We start from the raw sequence: 15367 nt of genomic DNA, 5'->3' as shown, positions 1-15367 counted from the left end.
AGTGCCCAGTGAGTCTTCCGGTAGCCGACGCGAAGACGGTCCGCCGTCACGTACGGGGCCTTGTGCGCAGCCATACCGGCCTGCTGACCCGCACCGTGTTCTGGTTCGTCCTCGCCACGGCCTGCGGTCTGGCCGTACCCGCCCTGCTGGGCCGTCTGGTCGGGCAGGTGGAGCAGGGCATCACCACCGACCAGGTGGACATCACCGTACTGATGATCGCCGGACTCCTCCTGGTCCAGGGCCTGTTCACCCGCACGGCCCGCCTCCAGGGGGCCCGGCTCGGCGAGCTGGTCCTGGCCGACATCCGCGAGGGGTTCGTGCGGCGGGTCCTGACCCTGCCCCTGCACACGGTGGAGAAGGCCGGGGCGGGCGATCTGCTGACGCGCAGCACGCGCGACGTGGACGCGCTGTCCAGCGCCGTCCGCATGGGCGCGCCGTCGATCCTGGTGGCGAGCCTCTCGGTGGCACTGACGCTGGTGGCGCTGGTCGTGACCAGCCCGATCATGGTCCTGCCGTGCCTCGTCGCCGTCCCGCTCATCGTCTGGTCGACCCGCTGGTACCTCGCGCGTGCGCGGGAGGCCTACCTGGCCGAGGCGGCCGGCTACTCCGACCTGGCCCAGGGCCTGTCCGAGACGGTGACCGGCGCGCGCACGGTGGAGTCGCTGCGCCGGTCCGGCCCGCGCATCCGCCGCACCGACGAGGACGTGGAGCGGGCGAACGGGGCGGAGCGCCGCACGCTGTTCCTGCGCAGCGTCTGGTTCCCGCTGATGGACTTCGGCTACGTGCTGCCGGTCGCCGCCACGCTGCTGTTCGGCGGCCTGTTCTACATCGAGGGCTGGGTGAGCCTCGGTGAGGTGACCGCCGCGACCCTCTACACCCGGGCCGTGATCGACCCGCTGGACGAACTCCTCGGCTGGCTCGACGAGTTGCAGGTCGGCGATGCCTCACTGGCCCGCCTGATCGGCGTCGAGGCCGGGGCCGGCCCGGAGAAGGACTCCGGTCGGCGGCCCGAAGGCGACCGGCTGGCCGCGGAGGGCATCGCCTATGCCTACCGGGCCGGTCACGACGTGATCGAGGACGTCAGCCTCAGCGTCGGAGCCGGTGAGCGCATCGCCATCGTCGGCCCTTCCGGGGCCGGGAAGTCGACCCTCGGCCGCATCCTCGCGGGGATCCACGAGCCGCGCACCGGCTCGGTCACCCTGGGCGGAGTGCCGCTCCACGAACTACCGTTGGAGGAACTGCGCCGGCACGTCGCACTGGTCACCCAGGAACACCACGTGTTCCTCGGAACCGTGCGCGAGAACGTCGCACTGGCCGCGCCGGACGCCACGGACGAGCAGGTGACGGCAGCGCTGGCGGCCGTGGCCGCCGACGACTGGGTCCAGGCCCTTCCGAACGGTCTCGACACCGAGCTGGGCACCGACGAGAACCCGGTGTCCCCCGGCCGGGCCCAGCAACTGGCCCTGGCCCGCCTCGTCCTGGCCGATCCGCACACGCTGGTGCTCGACGAGGCCACCTCGCTGCTGGACCCGCGGGCCGCCCGCGACCTCGAGCGTTCCCTCGCCGGCGTGCTGCGCGGCCGCACCGTCATCGCCATCGCCCACCGGCTGCACACGGCCCATGACGCGGACCGTGTGGTCGTGATGGAGGCCGGCCGCATCACCGAGCAAGGAGCTCATGACGAGCTCGTCTCGGCGGGCGGCGCGTACGCCGGGCTGTGGGAGTCCTGGCACGGGCGCGGCCCCTCGACCACCTCGAAATCCCCTGCTCCTTCACCTTCTTCGGACCAGCCCGCACACTGAGCGCCAGGAGAGACCCTTGCAAGCCGAGCGCACGCGCATAGTCGACGCCGAAGCCATCGCCACCATCGTCACGAAGGTGGGACTGGGGCAACTCTACGATCTGACGATCGCCCGTCTCGAAACCGTTCTCGCCACCGGCCGCGACGCACCGGTGGAGATGAAGCAGCGGGACGGGTTCCTCATCGAGACACCCCATCTGGGCCTGCTGGAGTGGATGCCCGCGCTCCGGCACGGCGCCACGGTGTCCATGAAGATGGTCGGCTACAACCCGCACAATCCGGCCAAGAACCAGCTGCCCACCATTCTGTCCACCCTGTGTGCCTTCGACGCGGACAGCGGCCACCTGCGGACCGTCATCGACGGGACCTTCGCCACCGCCATCCGCACGGGTGCGGCCTCCGCGCTGGCCAGCCGGGTGCTGGCGCGTCCGGACTCCGCGGTCCTCGGTCTCGTGGGCTGCGGCGCGCAGGCCGTGACCCAACTGCACGCCCTGTCCAGGGTGTTCTCCTTCTCCGAGATCCTGGTGTGCGACGAGGACGTGCGGGCGGAGAACTCCTTCGCCGCCCGGTCCCGGCTGCCCGCCGGGGCCGTACGGATCGCTCCGCTGGCGGAGGTCGAGGAGCGGTCGGACATCCTGTGCACGGCCACTTCGGTCGCGCCGTACGCGGGCCCGGTCATCCGCGGGACCGGCCTGAAGCCCTGGGTGCACATCAACACCATCGGCTCCGACATGCCGGGGAAGACGGAGCTGCCGCTGGAGCTGCTGCGCAAGGCCGTCGTCGTCCCCGACCACGTGGCGCAGGCGCGGGCCGAGGGCGACTGCCAGCAGCTGGCGCCGGAGGAGATCGGGCCCTCGCTCGCCGAGGTCCTCATGGATCCGGAGGCCCATCGGAAGCTGTCGCCGGTCACCACCGTGTACGACTCGACGGGCCTGGCGCTCCAGGACCTCGTCATGGTCGAGGTGTTCGAGGAGCTCGCACGGGACCTGGGCGTCGGTCACCACATCGCCGTCGAGGCGACCGCCGACGATCCGCAGGACCCCTACTCGTTCCTGCCGGGGTCGGTCACCCGGGCCTGGGAGGGGCAGCCGGGGGTACGGCGATGACGGCGACGACCCCTCCCCCGGGGCACGCGGGGCCGGTCGTGGACACCGGTGTGTCCTCGGTCCTGGAGCTGATCGACCGCGAGGTGGCCGCGCACCCGCAGGCGCCCGCGGTGCGGGAGCCGGGCCGGGAGGTGACGTACGCGGAACTCGACCGTCTCGCGGACACCGTCGCCGGCCGCCTCGGCCGGGAGTTCGGCATCGCGCGCGGCGACACGGTGCTGATCGCCGCGCGGGCGGGAGCCGACTTCACCGCGGCGGCCTTGGGCACGCTGCGCGCCGGCGCCGCCTATCTGCCGGTGGACACGACGTACCCGCCCGAGCGCATCGAGCAGATCCTGCGGGCGAGCAGCGCGGCCCTGCTGGTCCTCGCCGATCCGGGGGCGGTGGACACCGGCGCCCCGGGGGTGCGTGCGACCGGTCTGGCGGGTCTGGTGGCACCGGATCCGTCGGGCGGCGCGGCGGCCGCGGCGGTGCGCCGGGCGCCCGCGCCGGAGGATCCCGCGTACGTCATCTTCTCCTCGGGATCCACGGGCACCCCCAAGGGCATCGTCCAGACCCACCGCTGCCTGGCCAACTTCATCTCCTGGCAGGTGGACGGGTCAGGGATCGGGCGCGGACGGCGGGTCCTCCAGGTGGCACCGCTGACCTTCGACGTGTCGGTCCAGGAGATGTTCTCCACGCTCGCGTCGGGCGGGTGCCTGTACGTACCGGAGCCCCATGTGCGGCGCGATCCGCGGGACCTGATCGACTTCGTGATCGACGAGCGCATCGAAGTCGTGGACTTCCCGCAGTCGCTCATCGACGTGGTCATGGCGCTGCCGAGGAACTTCGAGCACGCCGCCGACCTGCGCCACATCATCAGCGCGGGCGAGACGGTCCGGGTCACGGAGGCCCTGGAGGGCCTGCTGACGCGGCGGCCGGAGATCACCCTGCACAACCACTACGGGCCGGCCGAGAACCACATGGTGGCCAGCCACTCGATGAGCGGGCCGGCCGGCAATCTCGAACCGCGGCCGCCGGTCGGGTCGCTGGTGTGGAACACCTACGTCTACCTGCTGGACGAGCACGGCGTGCCGGTGCCCGACGGCGAGGTCGGGGAGGTGTACATCGGCGGTGCGGGGGTGGCCCTGGGGTACACCGATCCCGAGCTGAGCCGCACCGCGTTCGTACCCGATCCGTTCCGTCCGGGTGCCCGGCTGTACCGCACGCGGGACCGGGGGGTGTGGCGGGCCGACCAGACGCTCCAGCTGCTGGGCCGGATGGACGACCTGATCAAGATCCGGGGCAATGCCGTGGAACCCCGGGAGGTGGAGGCGCGCCTCGCGGACTTCGCCGGGGTCAAGGACGCCGCGGCGTTCGCGGTGGTGCGGGCCGGCGGGGCGGTGGAGCTGCACGCTGCTCTCACCGGCAATCCGCCGCCGGCCCCGGAACTGCGCCGGGCGCTGCTCGCGGTCCTGCCCGACTACATGGTGCCGGTGCGCTGGTGGCTGGTGGACGGCCTGCCCGTCTCACCCAACGGCAAGCTCGACCGCAAGGCCCTGCCCGGCCCCGGGGCGCAGCCCCTGTCCCTGGTTCCTCACCAGGCGAACGCCTCGCGGTAGCCGCGCTTCTCGATGCAGTACGTCCGGAACGCCTCGGCCTTCTCGACCAGCGCGTCGTCCCCGGTGCGCACGGCGGCTTCGACGAACCAGTCGAACGCCGCCGTCGCATCGGCCTGGCGCGTGAAGTGGACGGCGGCGAACTTCCGGAAGGAGGCGCGCATGGTGGCGGCGTTCATATCGGCCGCGGAGGACAGCAGCTCGGCCACGTCGGCGTCGGAGACCGGCGGCCGAGAAATGATGCGGACGGGCAGCTCCGACGGGATGGAGTTCTTGATTTCAATGGGGGCTTCGGCGTCCGAGAAATCAAGGCAGAGGGAGAGCCTGGCGAGCGGTGACACGCTGCGGGCCGAGTGCGGGACCGTCGTATGGATTTTCCAGACCTCACCACGCCGGAGGTGATAGACGATGTCGTTCTCGGAATGCAGCGAGTCCTCGAATGTGCGCAGGGGTATCTGAAGGCGCGTACCCGGTTCGGAGAATTCAAGAAAATCGACGTGTGGCGCGAGAATTCCGTCACTGAGGCCGAATATGCGCACCCACTGCAACCTCTCGACAGGGAAGTTGTCGGTGACGAGCGACATGATGCCGGGAAGCTTCCTGCCCAGCTCAGTGAGGGTGAGCTGCCCTTCGTAGGGTCGGAAGGCGGTGTCCTTCCCGTTTCCTCCGGAGTTCGCGAGAACATGCGCGGACCAGGAGCCGAAGGAAAATGCGTCGTACTCGCCTCCGGCATCGTTCGAGTCGATGACCGCAAGATCTTCGGTCAAGTCGTAGGAATCGATCGGAAGCGTGGCGAGCCTTTGTGATTGGAGCATGCGAGATCCCTCGATTGATGAGTGCACCGTGGCGCCGGACGTCGATGAGCGGCAATCATAACGACCGGATGAAGAGAGGGCAATGGCCGACCGTAGGCATCGGATTCGTGATTGACAAGAGCTATTTGCCTTGCACAGGATCTTGAGTGCCGTCATGTTCTTCAGAACCATCGAAGGTATTGGGTGAGCGTACAAAATGCTGAGTGACAATGCCCTGAGTGAATCCTGGCTCGCCCGCTTGGCGGCCTGCCGCGGAGTTCCGTTCCTGGATGTCGTGTCCGCGGACGGAGACGCCCCGGAATGCGTCCTGGAACCCGCGGTGACCGAGCGGCTGGACGCCGTGACGGGCGGCGACGCGACGGGCCTGCTGCTGCTGACCGTCGCGGCCACCCGGCTCGCGCTGGCGGCGCTCGACGAGGAAACCCGGCATGCGGTGCTGATCCCCGTGCCCACGGGCACGGGCACGGACCCGGCGCCGCGCGAGCTCGCGCTCTGCGCTCCCCTCGACCGCGAGGCGCCCGCCTCGGCCTTCCTGATGGCGCTGCACGACGAACTCGAATCCGCCCTGCCCCTCGCCTGGTCCGACCGGGAGGCGGTCGCCTCCCGCCTGCACCTCGCCGGTGTGCCCGTGGGCCGCGCCCTGGGCCGGCTCGGCATCGTGAGCGAGGAGGCGGGCGGCAAGCTGCTGCAGCCCGTCGGCCTGTGCCTGACCCTGCGCCGGGCCGGCGGCCGGCTGACCCTGACCGCCGAGGCGGACGGCGAGCTGCCGCTGGCCGCGGCAGCCCTTCTCCGCTGCACGGCGGCCGCCCTCGCGGAACTCGGCCGCTCACCGCGGCGGCCGGTCAAGGAGCTGGACGTCCTCGGTCCCGCACAACGCGCCGAACTGGAGCGGTGGTCGGGCCTGCCCGTCGTGGGCGACTTCGCCGACGCGACCCTCACCGGCATCGTCGACGACGCCGCGGACCGCTTCCCGGACCGCGAGGCGGTGTCCGACGGCACCGTTCTGTGGAGCCACCGGGAGCTGGTCCTGCGCTCGTCGCGCGCCGCGCGCTCCCTCGCCCTCGACCACGGTGTGAAGCCGGGCGACCGGGTCGCACTGCTGCTGCCCAGGAGCCCCGAACTCGTGCTGGCCGTGCTGGCGGTCCTGCGGGCGGGCGCCTCGATGGTCCCCCTCGACCCCTCGCACCCGCCGGAGCGGGTCGCCCGTCAGCTGCGCCTGAGCGGCGCCACCTGCGTCATCTCCGCTGAGGACGAACTGCCCGGACAGGTGGCCCTCCCGGTGGTGTCCCCGCAGGACCTGGCCACCGCCGACGGCGCGGGCGCGGGCGCAGGCGCAGGCGCAGGCGCAGGCGCAACAGCCGACCCCGGACCCGGAGCCGACGACGAGGCCATCCTCTTCTTCACCTCCGGATCCACCGGCCTCCCCCGCCCGGTGGCGCTCACCCACCGCCAGCTCGCCCACAAGACCCTGGCCTCCGGGCGGCTCCTCGGTTTCGACGAGGAGAGCCGGTGCGCCCTGCTGTCGGCGGTGACCTCCGACGCCCTGACGTACCAGATCTTCACGACGCTCGCCGCGGGCGGCTGCGTGGTGGTCATGGACTCACCCCAGACGCTCTCCCCGCCGGAGTTCTGGGCGGCGACGCGCCGCCTGCGCGTGAACGTCGTCAACTGCGTTCCCTCCCTGCTCGCCGTGATGGCCGAAGGGCTGCCCGCGGGAGCCGCCGAAGAAGTCCGCATCTGCCTGCTGGGCGGCGACGAGATCCCGGCGGGGCTGCTGCCCCGGCTGGCGGACCGACTGCGCGTGGGCACCTTCGGCAACCTGTACGGGCCCACCGAGGCCACCATCGAGGCGACCACCTTCACCTGCCCCGGGTCGGCGTTCCCGGAGTTGACCACCGTCCCGGTCGGCAGGCCCTCCGAGGGCTTCGGCGTGCTGGTGCTCACCCCCCACGGGGACCACGCACCGCCCGGCGTCCCCGGCGAGATCCACGTGCTCGGCCCCGGCGTGGCCCGCGGCTACGCCGATGACGAACCGACCGGCCCGGGGCGGTTCTGCGAGCTCCCCACACACCCCGGCGTCCGGGTGTTCCGGACCGGCGACTTCGGCCGCTGGAACGACCGGGGCGAGCTGGTCTTCCTGGGCCGCCGGGACAACCAGATCCAGATCCACGGCAACCGGGTCGAGCTCGGCGAGGTGGAGGCCGCCCTCAGCTCCGTCCCGGGCGTCGTCGCCGCCACGGTCCTCCCCTTCACCGCCCCCTCGGGGCCGCCGACCGTCGTGGCCGTCTACACCTCCGACGAGGGTCTCGAACCGGCCGACGTACGCGGCCGGCTGGAGCTGCGCCTGCCCGGCTACATGGTCCCGGGCCGCATCCTGCGCCTCGCGGAGCTGCCCGTCACCCTGCACGGCAAGATCGACCGCGTGGCCATCCTGGCCCAGGTGGCGAGCCTGGACGGGCAGGTCTGGCAGCCCGGCGACGAGGCCGACCGCACCGCCGCCCGGATCTGGGCCGACGTGCTCGGCACCGCGCCGCGGTCCGGGGACGAGGACCTTTTCGCGGCGGGCGGCCACAGCCTCACCGCCGCCGTCCTCGCGGGCCGGCTCGGCGCGGCCGCCGGCGGCGGCGTGATCACCGTCCGCGACGTGTTCACCGCCCGCACCCCCGAAGGGCTCGGCGCGCTGCTGCGCCGCGCCGCCGCCGACGGGCGTGCGGAGCCCGCCGCCCGGACGCCGTGGCCCGAGACCCCGGGCCCCGTCCCCGCGAGCAACGCCCAGCGCCGGATGTGGTTCCTCGAGCAGTACGAGGACGGGGAGGTGCGCCCGTACAACATGGTGGAGGCCTTCCGTCTGCCCGGCGCCCACGGTGCGGCCGAGGTGGCGGACGCGCTGGAGCGGACGGTGCACCGGCACCAGGCCCTGCGCACCGTGTTCCGCACCGACGCCGACGGCCTGCGCCAGATCGTGCTGGCTCCCGAGCGGGCCCGGCCCGCGCTGCGGGTCCACCGCACCGGCCCCGAAGGCGCCGCCGGCCTGCTGCGGCGCATCGCCGACGCCGAGCAGCGCCACGTGTTCGACGCGGCCGAGGGTCCCCTGCTGCGCGCCCACTGGCTCGTCGAGGACGGGCGCCCCGGTGGAACGCTCCTGCTGTCGATCCACCACAGCGTCTGCGACGGCTGGTCGTTCGCGGTGATCCTGCGCGACCTCCAGCGATTCCTGAACGGCCGGGAGCAGGTGGTCCCGGAGCCCACGCAGTACGGTGCGTACGCGCTCGGCGAGCAGACCCGCCAGGACGACCCGCAGAGCAGCGCGTTCTGGCAGCGCGTCCTGGACGGCGCGCCCGGCGTCGACCTGCCGCTCGACCGCCACCGGCCGACCGAGCGCAGTTCGGCGGCGGGCACCGTCCGGCTGACGCTCGGCGAAGGCACCACCCGGTCCGTGCAGGACCTGTGCCGGCGGCTGGGCACCACCTCGTTCACGGCGATGGTGGCCGCCGTCCGCGTCCTGCTGCTGCGCTGGAGCGGGGCCGGCGACATCGTGCTCGGCACGGTCGTCTCGGGCCGTGACCGTCCCGAACTGGCCGACTCCGTGGGCCTGTTCGTCAACACGGTGGCGCTGCGCACCCCGGTCGGGCCGGAGCAGGCCTTCACCGATGTGGTCGCGGCGGTGGCGGCGCACGCGCGGGAGGTCCGCGCGCACGAGGAGTACCCCTTCGAGAGCGTCGTGGAGGCCCTGGGGCGCGAACGGATCACCGGACGCAATCCGCTCTTCGACGTGCTGGTCGAAGCCGCCGTCTCCGGTACGGACCCGCTGGGCACCGAGGAGGGCCCGGGGGCCGAACACATCCGCCTGGACAGCGGTGCGGAGGGGTTCGACCTGGTCTTCAGCTTCGGCGAACCCGGCCCGGACCGTCCGATCGAGGTGGCGATCACCTACCGCGAGGACGTACTGGACGCGGGGACCGCGGAGCGGCTCGCCGGCCAGCTGGACCACCTCCTGACCGCCCTGGCGGACGCCCCCGGAGCCCCCGTCGGCGCGGCCCCGCTGCTGCCCGGCGCGCAGCACGCCGCGCTCGTCGCGGCCGGTACCGGGGAGAGCCCCTCCGCCGAGGACACCGAGGACACCGGGGGAACCGGGGGAACCCTCCTCGACCTGGTGGCGGCGCAGGTGCGGCGCGCGCCGGAGGACCGGGCCGTCGTCTGCGGCGACCGCGTCCTGACCTACCGCGCACTGGACCGCCGGGCCGACGCGCTGGCCGCCCGCATCGCCGCGGTGGCGCCGACCGGCCCCGACCGCGTGGTGGCGGTGCTGTGCGAGCGTTCCGAGTGGATGCCCGTCGCGTTGCTCGCCGTCCTCAAGACCGGTTCGGCGTTCCTTCCCCTCGACCCGCAGCAGTCGCCGGCCCGGCTGGAGCGGGTGCTCCGCGACAGCGGCGCGGTCGCCGCCGTCACCTCGGCGGACTTCACGCAGACCACCGTCGCCGCGGGCCTGCCCACGGTGACCGCCGGCGACGCGTCCGAGGCCGCCGCGGTCCGGGAGGAGCCGCGGCCGCTCCACCCCGCGGGCCCCGCCGACCTCGCCTACGTCGTGTACACCTCCGGCTCCACCGGAACGCCGAAGGGCGTCATGGTGGAGCACCGCGGCATCGTCAACTCCGTCCGGTTCCGCATCGCCTACTACGGCCTCGACGCCGGCGGAGCGGTCCTCCAGGTCGATCCGATCCATGCCGACGCCGGCATCGCCGACGTGTTCAGCGCGCTCGGTTCGGGTGCGCCCATGGTGATCGTCACCCGGGAGCAGCTGCTCACGCCGGAGGACGTGGCCGCGGTCATGCGGCAGCATCCGATCCGCCATGTACTGATCGTGCCGAGCCTCTACCAGATGCTGCTCGACGAGGTCGGCCCGGCGTTCCGCGAGGTGCGCGAGGTCGTGCTCGGCGGAGAGCGGGTCACCCGGGCGCTCGCCGCCCGGCATGCCGAACTCCTTCCCGGCGTGCGGCTGTTCAACGAGTACGGTCCGGCCGAGGACAGTGTGGTGACCACGGTGGAGCCGGTGGACACGACAGCGGCGTCCGGCACCCCGGACACGCGGTCCGCCACGGCTTCCGGTGACGCCTCGATCGGCCGCCCGCTGCCCGGCAAGTGGGTCGACCTGCTCGACGAGCGGGGCGGTCTGGTCCCGCTGGGGGCCCCGGGCGAACTGTGCATCGGCGGAGCGGGCCTGGCCCGCGGCTACCTCGGCGACGCCGAGCTGACCGCCGCCCGCTTCGTCACCAGCCGGGTACGCCCGGGAGAGCGCATGTACCGCACCGGCGACCTGGCCCGCCGGCTGCCCGACGGACGCCTGGAGTACCTGGGCCGGGCCGACGACCAGCTCAAGATCCGGGGCAACCGGGTCGAGCCGAACGAGGTCGCCGCGGTCCTCGCCGAGGCCCCGGGCCTGCGCAACGCCGCCGTCCTCCCGACGACCGGCGCCGAACCCCGGCTGGTCGCCTACGTGGTCGGTGATGCGGACCCGGCGGCGCTGCGCCGGCACCTCGCGGCGCGGCTGCCCGCCTACATGATGCCCGCCGCCTTCGTCCGCCTGCCCGCCCTCCCGGTGGCCGCGGGCGGCAAACTCGACCGCCGGGCGCTGCCCGCGCCCGACGAGGCCCTGGCGGCCGCGGAATCCCCCGCTGCCGCCCGGCCGTTCACCCCGGCCGAGCAGCGCGTCGCCGACGTGTGGACGCAGGTACTGCAGCGTCCGGTCACGGACCCGGACGCGAACCTTTTCGAGCTGGGCGGCCACAGTCTGACCGCCGCGCGCATCGCGCACGCCCTGCACGTCAACGTGCGCACCGTCTACACGTTCCAGACCGTGGCCGAGCTCACCGCCGCCCTGGAAGAGCAGGCGGCGAAGGCCGCGGCGGATCGGGAGCCGGTCGCGCCGGCGGCCTCGGAAAGCGGGTACCTGCCGCTGTCCCGGGCCCAGCGCCGCGTCTGGCTGACCTCACGCTGGGCGGGATCGGACACCTTCATCATCTCCGACCTCGTACGGCTGGGCCGCCGGATCGATCCCGGCGCGCTGCGCAGCGCCCTCGGTGCCGTCGTCGAGCGCCAGGACATGCTGCGCGCGCAGGTCCTGCCCCGGGGCACGGATGCCGAGCTGACCGTGCTGGACCGGCTGCCCGACGGCGCGCCGCTGGTCGTGGTGGATCTGCCCGGCGCGGACCCCTCGGGGCCGGAGGTCGCGGCCGCGCTGCAGGACGCCCGACGGGTCCGCTTCGACCTCGACAGGGCGCCCCTGTTCGAAGTCCGGCTGCTCGCGGGACCCGTCGGCGGTGACCTCCTCACGGTCACGGCACACCACCTGATCTACGACGGCGCGAGCGTCGACGTGCTGCTGGACGACCTGTTCACCGCGTACGAGCGGGCCGTCGCGGGCGAGCCGCCGAGCCTGCCCCCGCTCTCCTACACCTACCAGGAGTGGGTCCGCGAGGAGCAGGAGTGGCTGGCCGGGCCCGAGGCGGAGCGCCAGGTGGAGTTCTGGCGGGAGCGGCTGCACGGCGTCGCGGAAGGGCCCGACCCCGTGGACCCGGCCCGCCGCCGGGGCCGCCGGGGCCGGACCGGACTGGTCCGCCGGTCCCTTCCCGCGGCGGTGCTCCGCGGCGCCCCCGCGACCCCGTTCGCGCAGGTGGTCACCGCATTCGCCCTCACCGTGCACCAGCGCACCCGGGCCACCGACCTCGTCGTCGGCTTCGCCGCGGGACTCCGCGACCGGCCGGAAGCCGACGCGCTGATCGGCTACTTGGTCAACGCGGTGCCCCTGCGGGTCACGCTGGACGCCGCGGTGACCGGGAGCGAGCTGCTGTCCCGGGTCCAGATCGGGATCATCGAGGCCTACGAACACTCCCGGCTGCCGTTCGACGTGCTCGCGCAGCGGCTGGCGCTGCGCGCGGCACCCGGCCGCAGCCTCCTGCTCGACCTGGGCGTGAGCTGGGAGAACGCGGGCCTGCGCCCCGACAGTTACGTGGTCGAGGACCTGCTCGTGGACGATCTGCCCGCCACCAGCGACCTGTGGCTGTACGCACGCGTCAAGGGCGACACCCTGCACCTCGACCTCACCTATGACGACAACCTGCTCGACGAGGCGGAGGCCGGCGGCTACGCCGATCACGTCGCCGCGGTGCTGAGCGCCGTGGCCACCGGCCGGCCGGTACCGCCGATCGGCCCGTCACCGGCCGTGCCCCCGACCCCGGACCCGTCCGCACCCGGCTCTGTTTGGAGCGAAACACACTATGACTTCTGACACCGCCCCCGCCCACGGAGGTTGGGCGACCCTGACGCAACCCGAACTGGCCCAGCGGCTGTGCGAGTTGTTCGCCGCGACGCTTGAACTGGACGACGTCACACCGGACACGGACTTCTTCGTCGCCGGCGGACACAGCCTGTCCGCGCTGGACCTGGCCGTGGCCGTGGAAGAGGCCTTCGGCGTGCGGGTCCGCGTACGGGACATCTTCGACGCCGCGACGCCCGCCCTGCTCGCGGCCGCGCTGCCCGACCTCGACCCCGGCGCCGTGGAACCCGCCGAGCCGTCCGCCGCGCGCGGGCGGCCCGCGGCCGCGCTGCCGGGAGTCGAAGTCGCCGAGGCCACGCGCTGGCTGTGGCTCGAACGGCAGCGCGGGGACGGCGACTCCGGGGCCTACACGGTGCCCTGTCTGCTGGACGGCGAGGGTGCCGTGGACGTCGACAGGCTGACGGCGGCGCTGGCCGGCCTGGCGCGGCGCCACCCGGCGCTGCGGACCGTCTTCGTCGAGGCCCAGGGCGAACCGCGGGCGGTGGTCACCGACGAGGTGCCGCCGTTGGAGGTCGTCGACCTGCGCGGGCCCGGATCGGGCGACGCCCGGTTCGACTCCTTGGTGGACGAGCGCCTCACCGTGCCGTTCGACCCCTCGACCGGCCCGCTCACACGGACCACCCTGTTCCTGCGCCCCGACGGCCGGTGGTCGCTCCTGCTGCTCGCGGACCACCTCGTGTGCGACGGGCGCAGCCTGGAGATCCTCGCCACGCAGCTCGTGGCGGCCTACGCGGACCCGGCTGCCGCCGGGCCGCTGGAGGACCGGCCCGCTCACCGCCCGACCGGACAGGAGGCCTCGCTCGCCCACTGGCGTCGCGTGCTCCTGCCCCCTCCGGCTCCGCTGCCCCTCCCGGTGCGCGGTCCGCGGACGCGGCGGGCCGGCGTCGCCACCAGCATCGCCGTGCGGGAGATCGATCCGGACCTGCTGCGGCGCCTGACGGACCTGGGCAGGCGGCACCACGCGGGCGCGTTCGTACCGCTGGCCGCCGCCGTCGCCCGCACTCTGGCGGGGGTCACGGGCAGCACGGACATCTGTCTGGGCACGCCCGTGGACCGGCGCGCCCGGCTCGGTGCGAACGACGCGGTCGGCTTCCACGTCGCGACCGTCCCGCTGCGGCTGGACGTCCGGGAGGAGATGGCGGCGGACGAGCTCGTCGAACAGGTCGCGCGGCGCACGGTGGACGCGGTGGACCACAGCGAGCTGCCCTTCGACACGCTGGTGGCGGCGCTCGCCCCACCGCGGTCCCCCGGCCGGCCGCCGTTCTTCGACGTGTGGGTGGCCCTGTATCCCCGCATCGACACCGGACCGTGCGCGCCGGGCGGGATCGCCCTGCGCGGCGGGCCGATACCCCAGCGCGTCGGCATGTTCGAGCTGTCCTTCCAGTTCGTGGAACACGCCGACGGCATGCGGCTGTGGCTCCAGTACGACACCGTGCGCTACGCCGCGGACACCGCCGAGCGGATGGTGCGGCGGCTCGGTGACGAGGTGGAGCGCCTCCTGCAGGACCCCGCGGAGCCCGAACCCGAAGCGGCGTCGGCGCCCCGGGCCTTCAGCGGCTTCCGGTTCGACGCCTGACCGACTTGTTGCCCCTGCACATGAGGAGATGAACCATGACGACGTCCATCAGGCCCCGGACCGGGACAGAGCTGCGGCTGTCCGCGGCCGAGGCCCGGCAGGTGTCCGAACTGACCCTGCGCCTCGCCGGGCAGTACCGCGCTGCCGACGACGAACGGCTCCTCCAGGAGCTGCCGTTGCTCGCCACCGGGCTGCCCGAGCGGGTCCGGCGCTTCCTGCGTGCCTTCTCCCTCGACCAGGCGCGCGGTTTCTGCGTGGTCAACGGCCATCTCGTGGACGACGAGCGCATCGGGCCCACGCCCGCGCACTGGAAGGACGAGACCCGGGTCCACCGGGAACTGCCCGAGGAGATCCTCGTGCTCCTCTACGGTTCGCTGCTCGGCGAACCGTTCGGCTGGGCCACCCAGCAGGACGGGCACCTGGTCAACGACGTGTTCCCGATCCGCGAGTACGAGCGCGAGCTGCTGGGCACGGGCAGCAAGACACCGCTGACCCTGCACACCGAGGACGCCTTCCACCCCTACCGCGCCGACTACATCATCCTGTCGGCGCTGCGCAATCCGGACGCCGTGCCGGTGACCGTCGCGGAGGCGGACTTCTCGGTACTGCCGCAGGACGTCCTCGACGTGCTGTTCCAGAGCCGGTTCCGCATCGTGCCGGACACCTCGCACCTGCCGGAGAACAACACGGTGCGCACCGACGAGGACCGGCTGGTCTTCGAGAACATCGCGCGCCTCATCGACGGGCTGGGCCCGGTGCCCGTGCTGACCGGTTCCCGGTCCCATCCCCTGCTGTGCTTCGACGCGACGCACATGTCGGCGCCCGAGGAGGACCGGGAGGCCGTCCGGGCCCTCGCGGCGGCGGCGGAGCTGCTCGACGCGGGCCTGACCGACTGCCCGCTCGAGCCGGGCAGTTGTGTCTTCATGAACAACCACCGGGTGGTGCACAGCCGCAGTGCCTTCGAGGCGCGCTACGACGGCACGGACCGCTGGCTCAAGCGGGTCAACGTCACCCACGACCTCCGCAAGTCCCGTGCCATGCGCCGGTCCATCGGCTCCCGCCTGATCGGCTAGTGCCGCGTCACGCACAGCACTGTGCCCGGGGCGTTCCCGCCCCGGGCACAGTGCTGTGTGCGCTA

The 15367-nt window shown here is 73.1% G+C and carries 7 protein-coding genes; 6 read left to right on the top strand and 1 reads right to left on the bottom strand.

Annotated elements, in window-relative coordinates:
- Positions 1–8: 8 nt before the first annotated feature.
- From ACZ6I1_RS02375 to ACZ6I1_RS02365, 3 genes are read left to right on the top strand one after another with little or no spacing between them, the layout of a single operon-like run.
- Entirely contained in the window at positions 9–1802 is a 1794-nt protein-coding gene (locus tag ACZ6I1_RS02375; RefSeq protein WP_469282194.1) for an ABC transporter ATP-binding protein, read from the top strand.
- Between the two features lie 16 nt (positions 1803–1818).
- Positions 1819–2907, top strand: coding sequence for an ornithine cyclodeaminase family protein (locus ACZ6I1_RS02370; protein WP_469282192.1), 1089 nt, complete (start codon positions 1819–1821; stop codon positions 2905–2907).
- Positions 2904–4508, top strand: a complete 1605-nt coding sequence (locus ACZ6I1_RS02365; protein WP_469282190.1) for an amino acid adenylation domain-containing protein — start codon at positions 2904–2906, stop codon at positions 4506–4508. The genes ACZ6I1_RS02370 and ACZ6I1_RS02365 overlap by 4 nt, the downstream gene beginning before the upstream one ends.
- On the opposite strand, the gene ACZ6I1_RS02360 is transcribed toward ACZ6I1_RS02365, so the two are convergent.
- The gene (locus ACZ6I1_RS02360; RefSeq protein ID WP_469282188.1) at positions 4484–5320 is read right to left on the bottom strand and encodes a putative nonproteinogenic amino acid hydroxylase; all 837 of its coding nucleotides are present in this window, start codon (positions 5318–5320) and stop codon (positions 4484–4486) included. The genes ACZ6I1_RS02365 and ACZ6I1_RS02360 overlap by 25 nt on opposite strands.
- A gap of 274 nt (positions 5321–5594) precedes the next feature.
- On the opposite strand from ACZ6I1_RS02360, the gene ACZ6I1_RS02355 reads away from it, so the two are divergent.
- Genes ACZ6I1_RS02355 through vioC form a run of 3 tightly spaced genes read left to right on the top strand, consistent with a single transcriptional unit; the run spans position 5595 to position 15302 of the window.
- Complete coding sequence (locus tag ACZ6I1_RS02355; protein ID WP_469282186.1) at positions 5595–12605, top strand: amino acid adenylation domain-containing protein; 7011 nt, start codon at positions 5595–5597, stop codon at positions 12603–12605.
- A complete protein-coding gene (locus tag ACZ6I1_RS02350; protein WP_469282183.1) occupies positions 12595–14229 on the top strand; it encodes a condensation domain-containing protein in 1635 nt (544 codons plus the stop codon). Before ACZ6I1_RS02355 ends, ACZ6I1_RS02350 begins: the two co-directional genes overlap by 11 nt.
- Positions 14230–14264: 35 nt before the next feature.
- The gene (gene vioC, locus ACZ6I1_RS02345; RefSeq protein ID WP_469282181.1) at positions 14265–15302 is read left to right on the top strand and encodes an arginine beta-hydroxylase, Fe(II)/alpha-ketoglutarate-dependent; all 1038 of its coding nucleotides are present in this window, start codon (positions 14265–14267) and stop codon (positions 15300–15302) included.
- Positions 15303–15367 lie beyond the last annotated feature (65 nt).

It is taken from the genome of Streptomyces sp. NPDC046303, from assembly GCF_055588085.1.
This window is presented reverse-complemented; position numbering and strand designations above follow the sequence as displayed.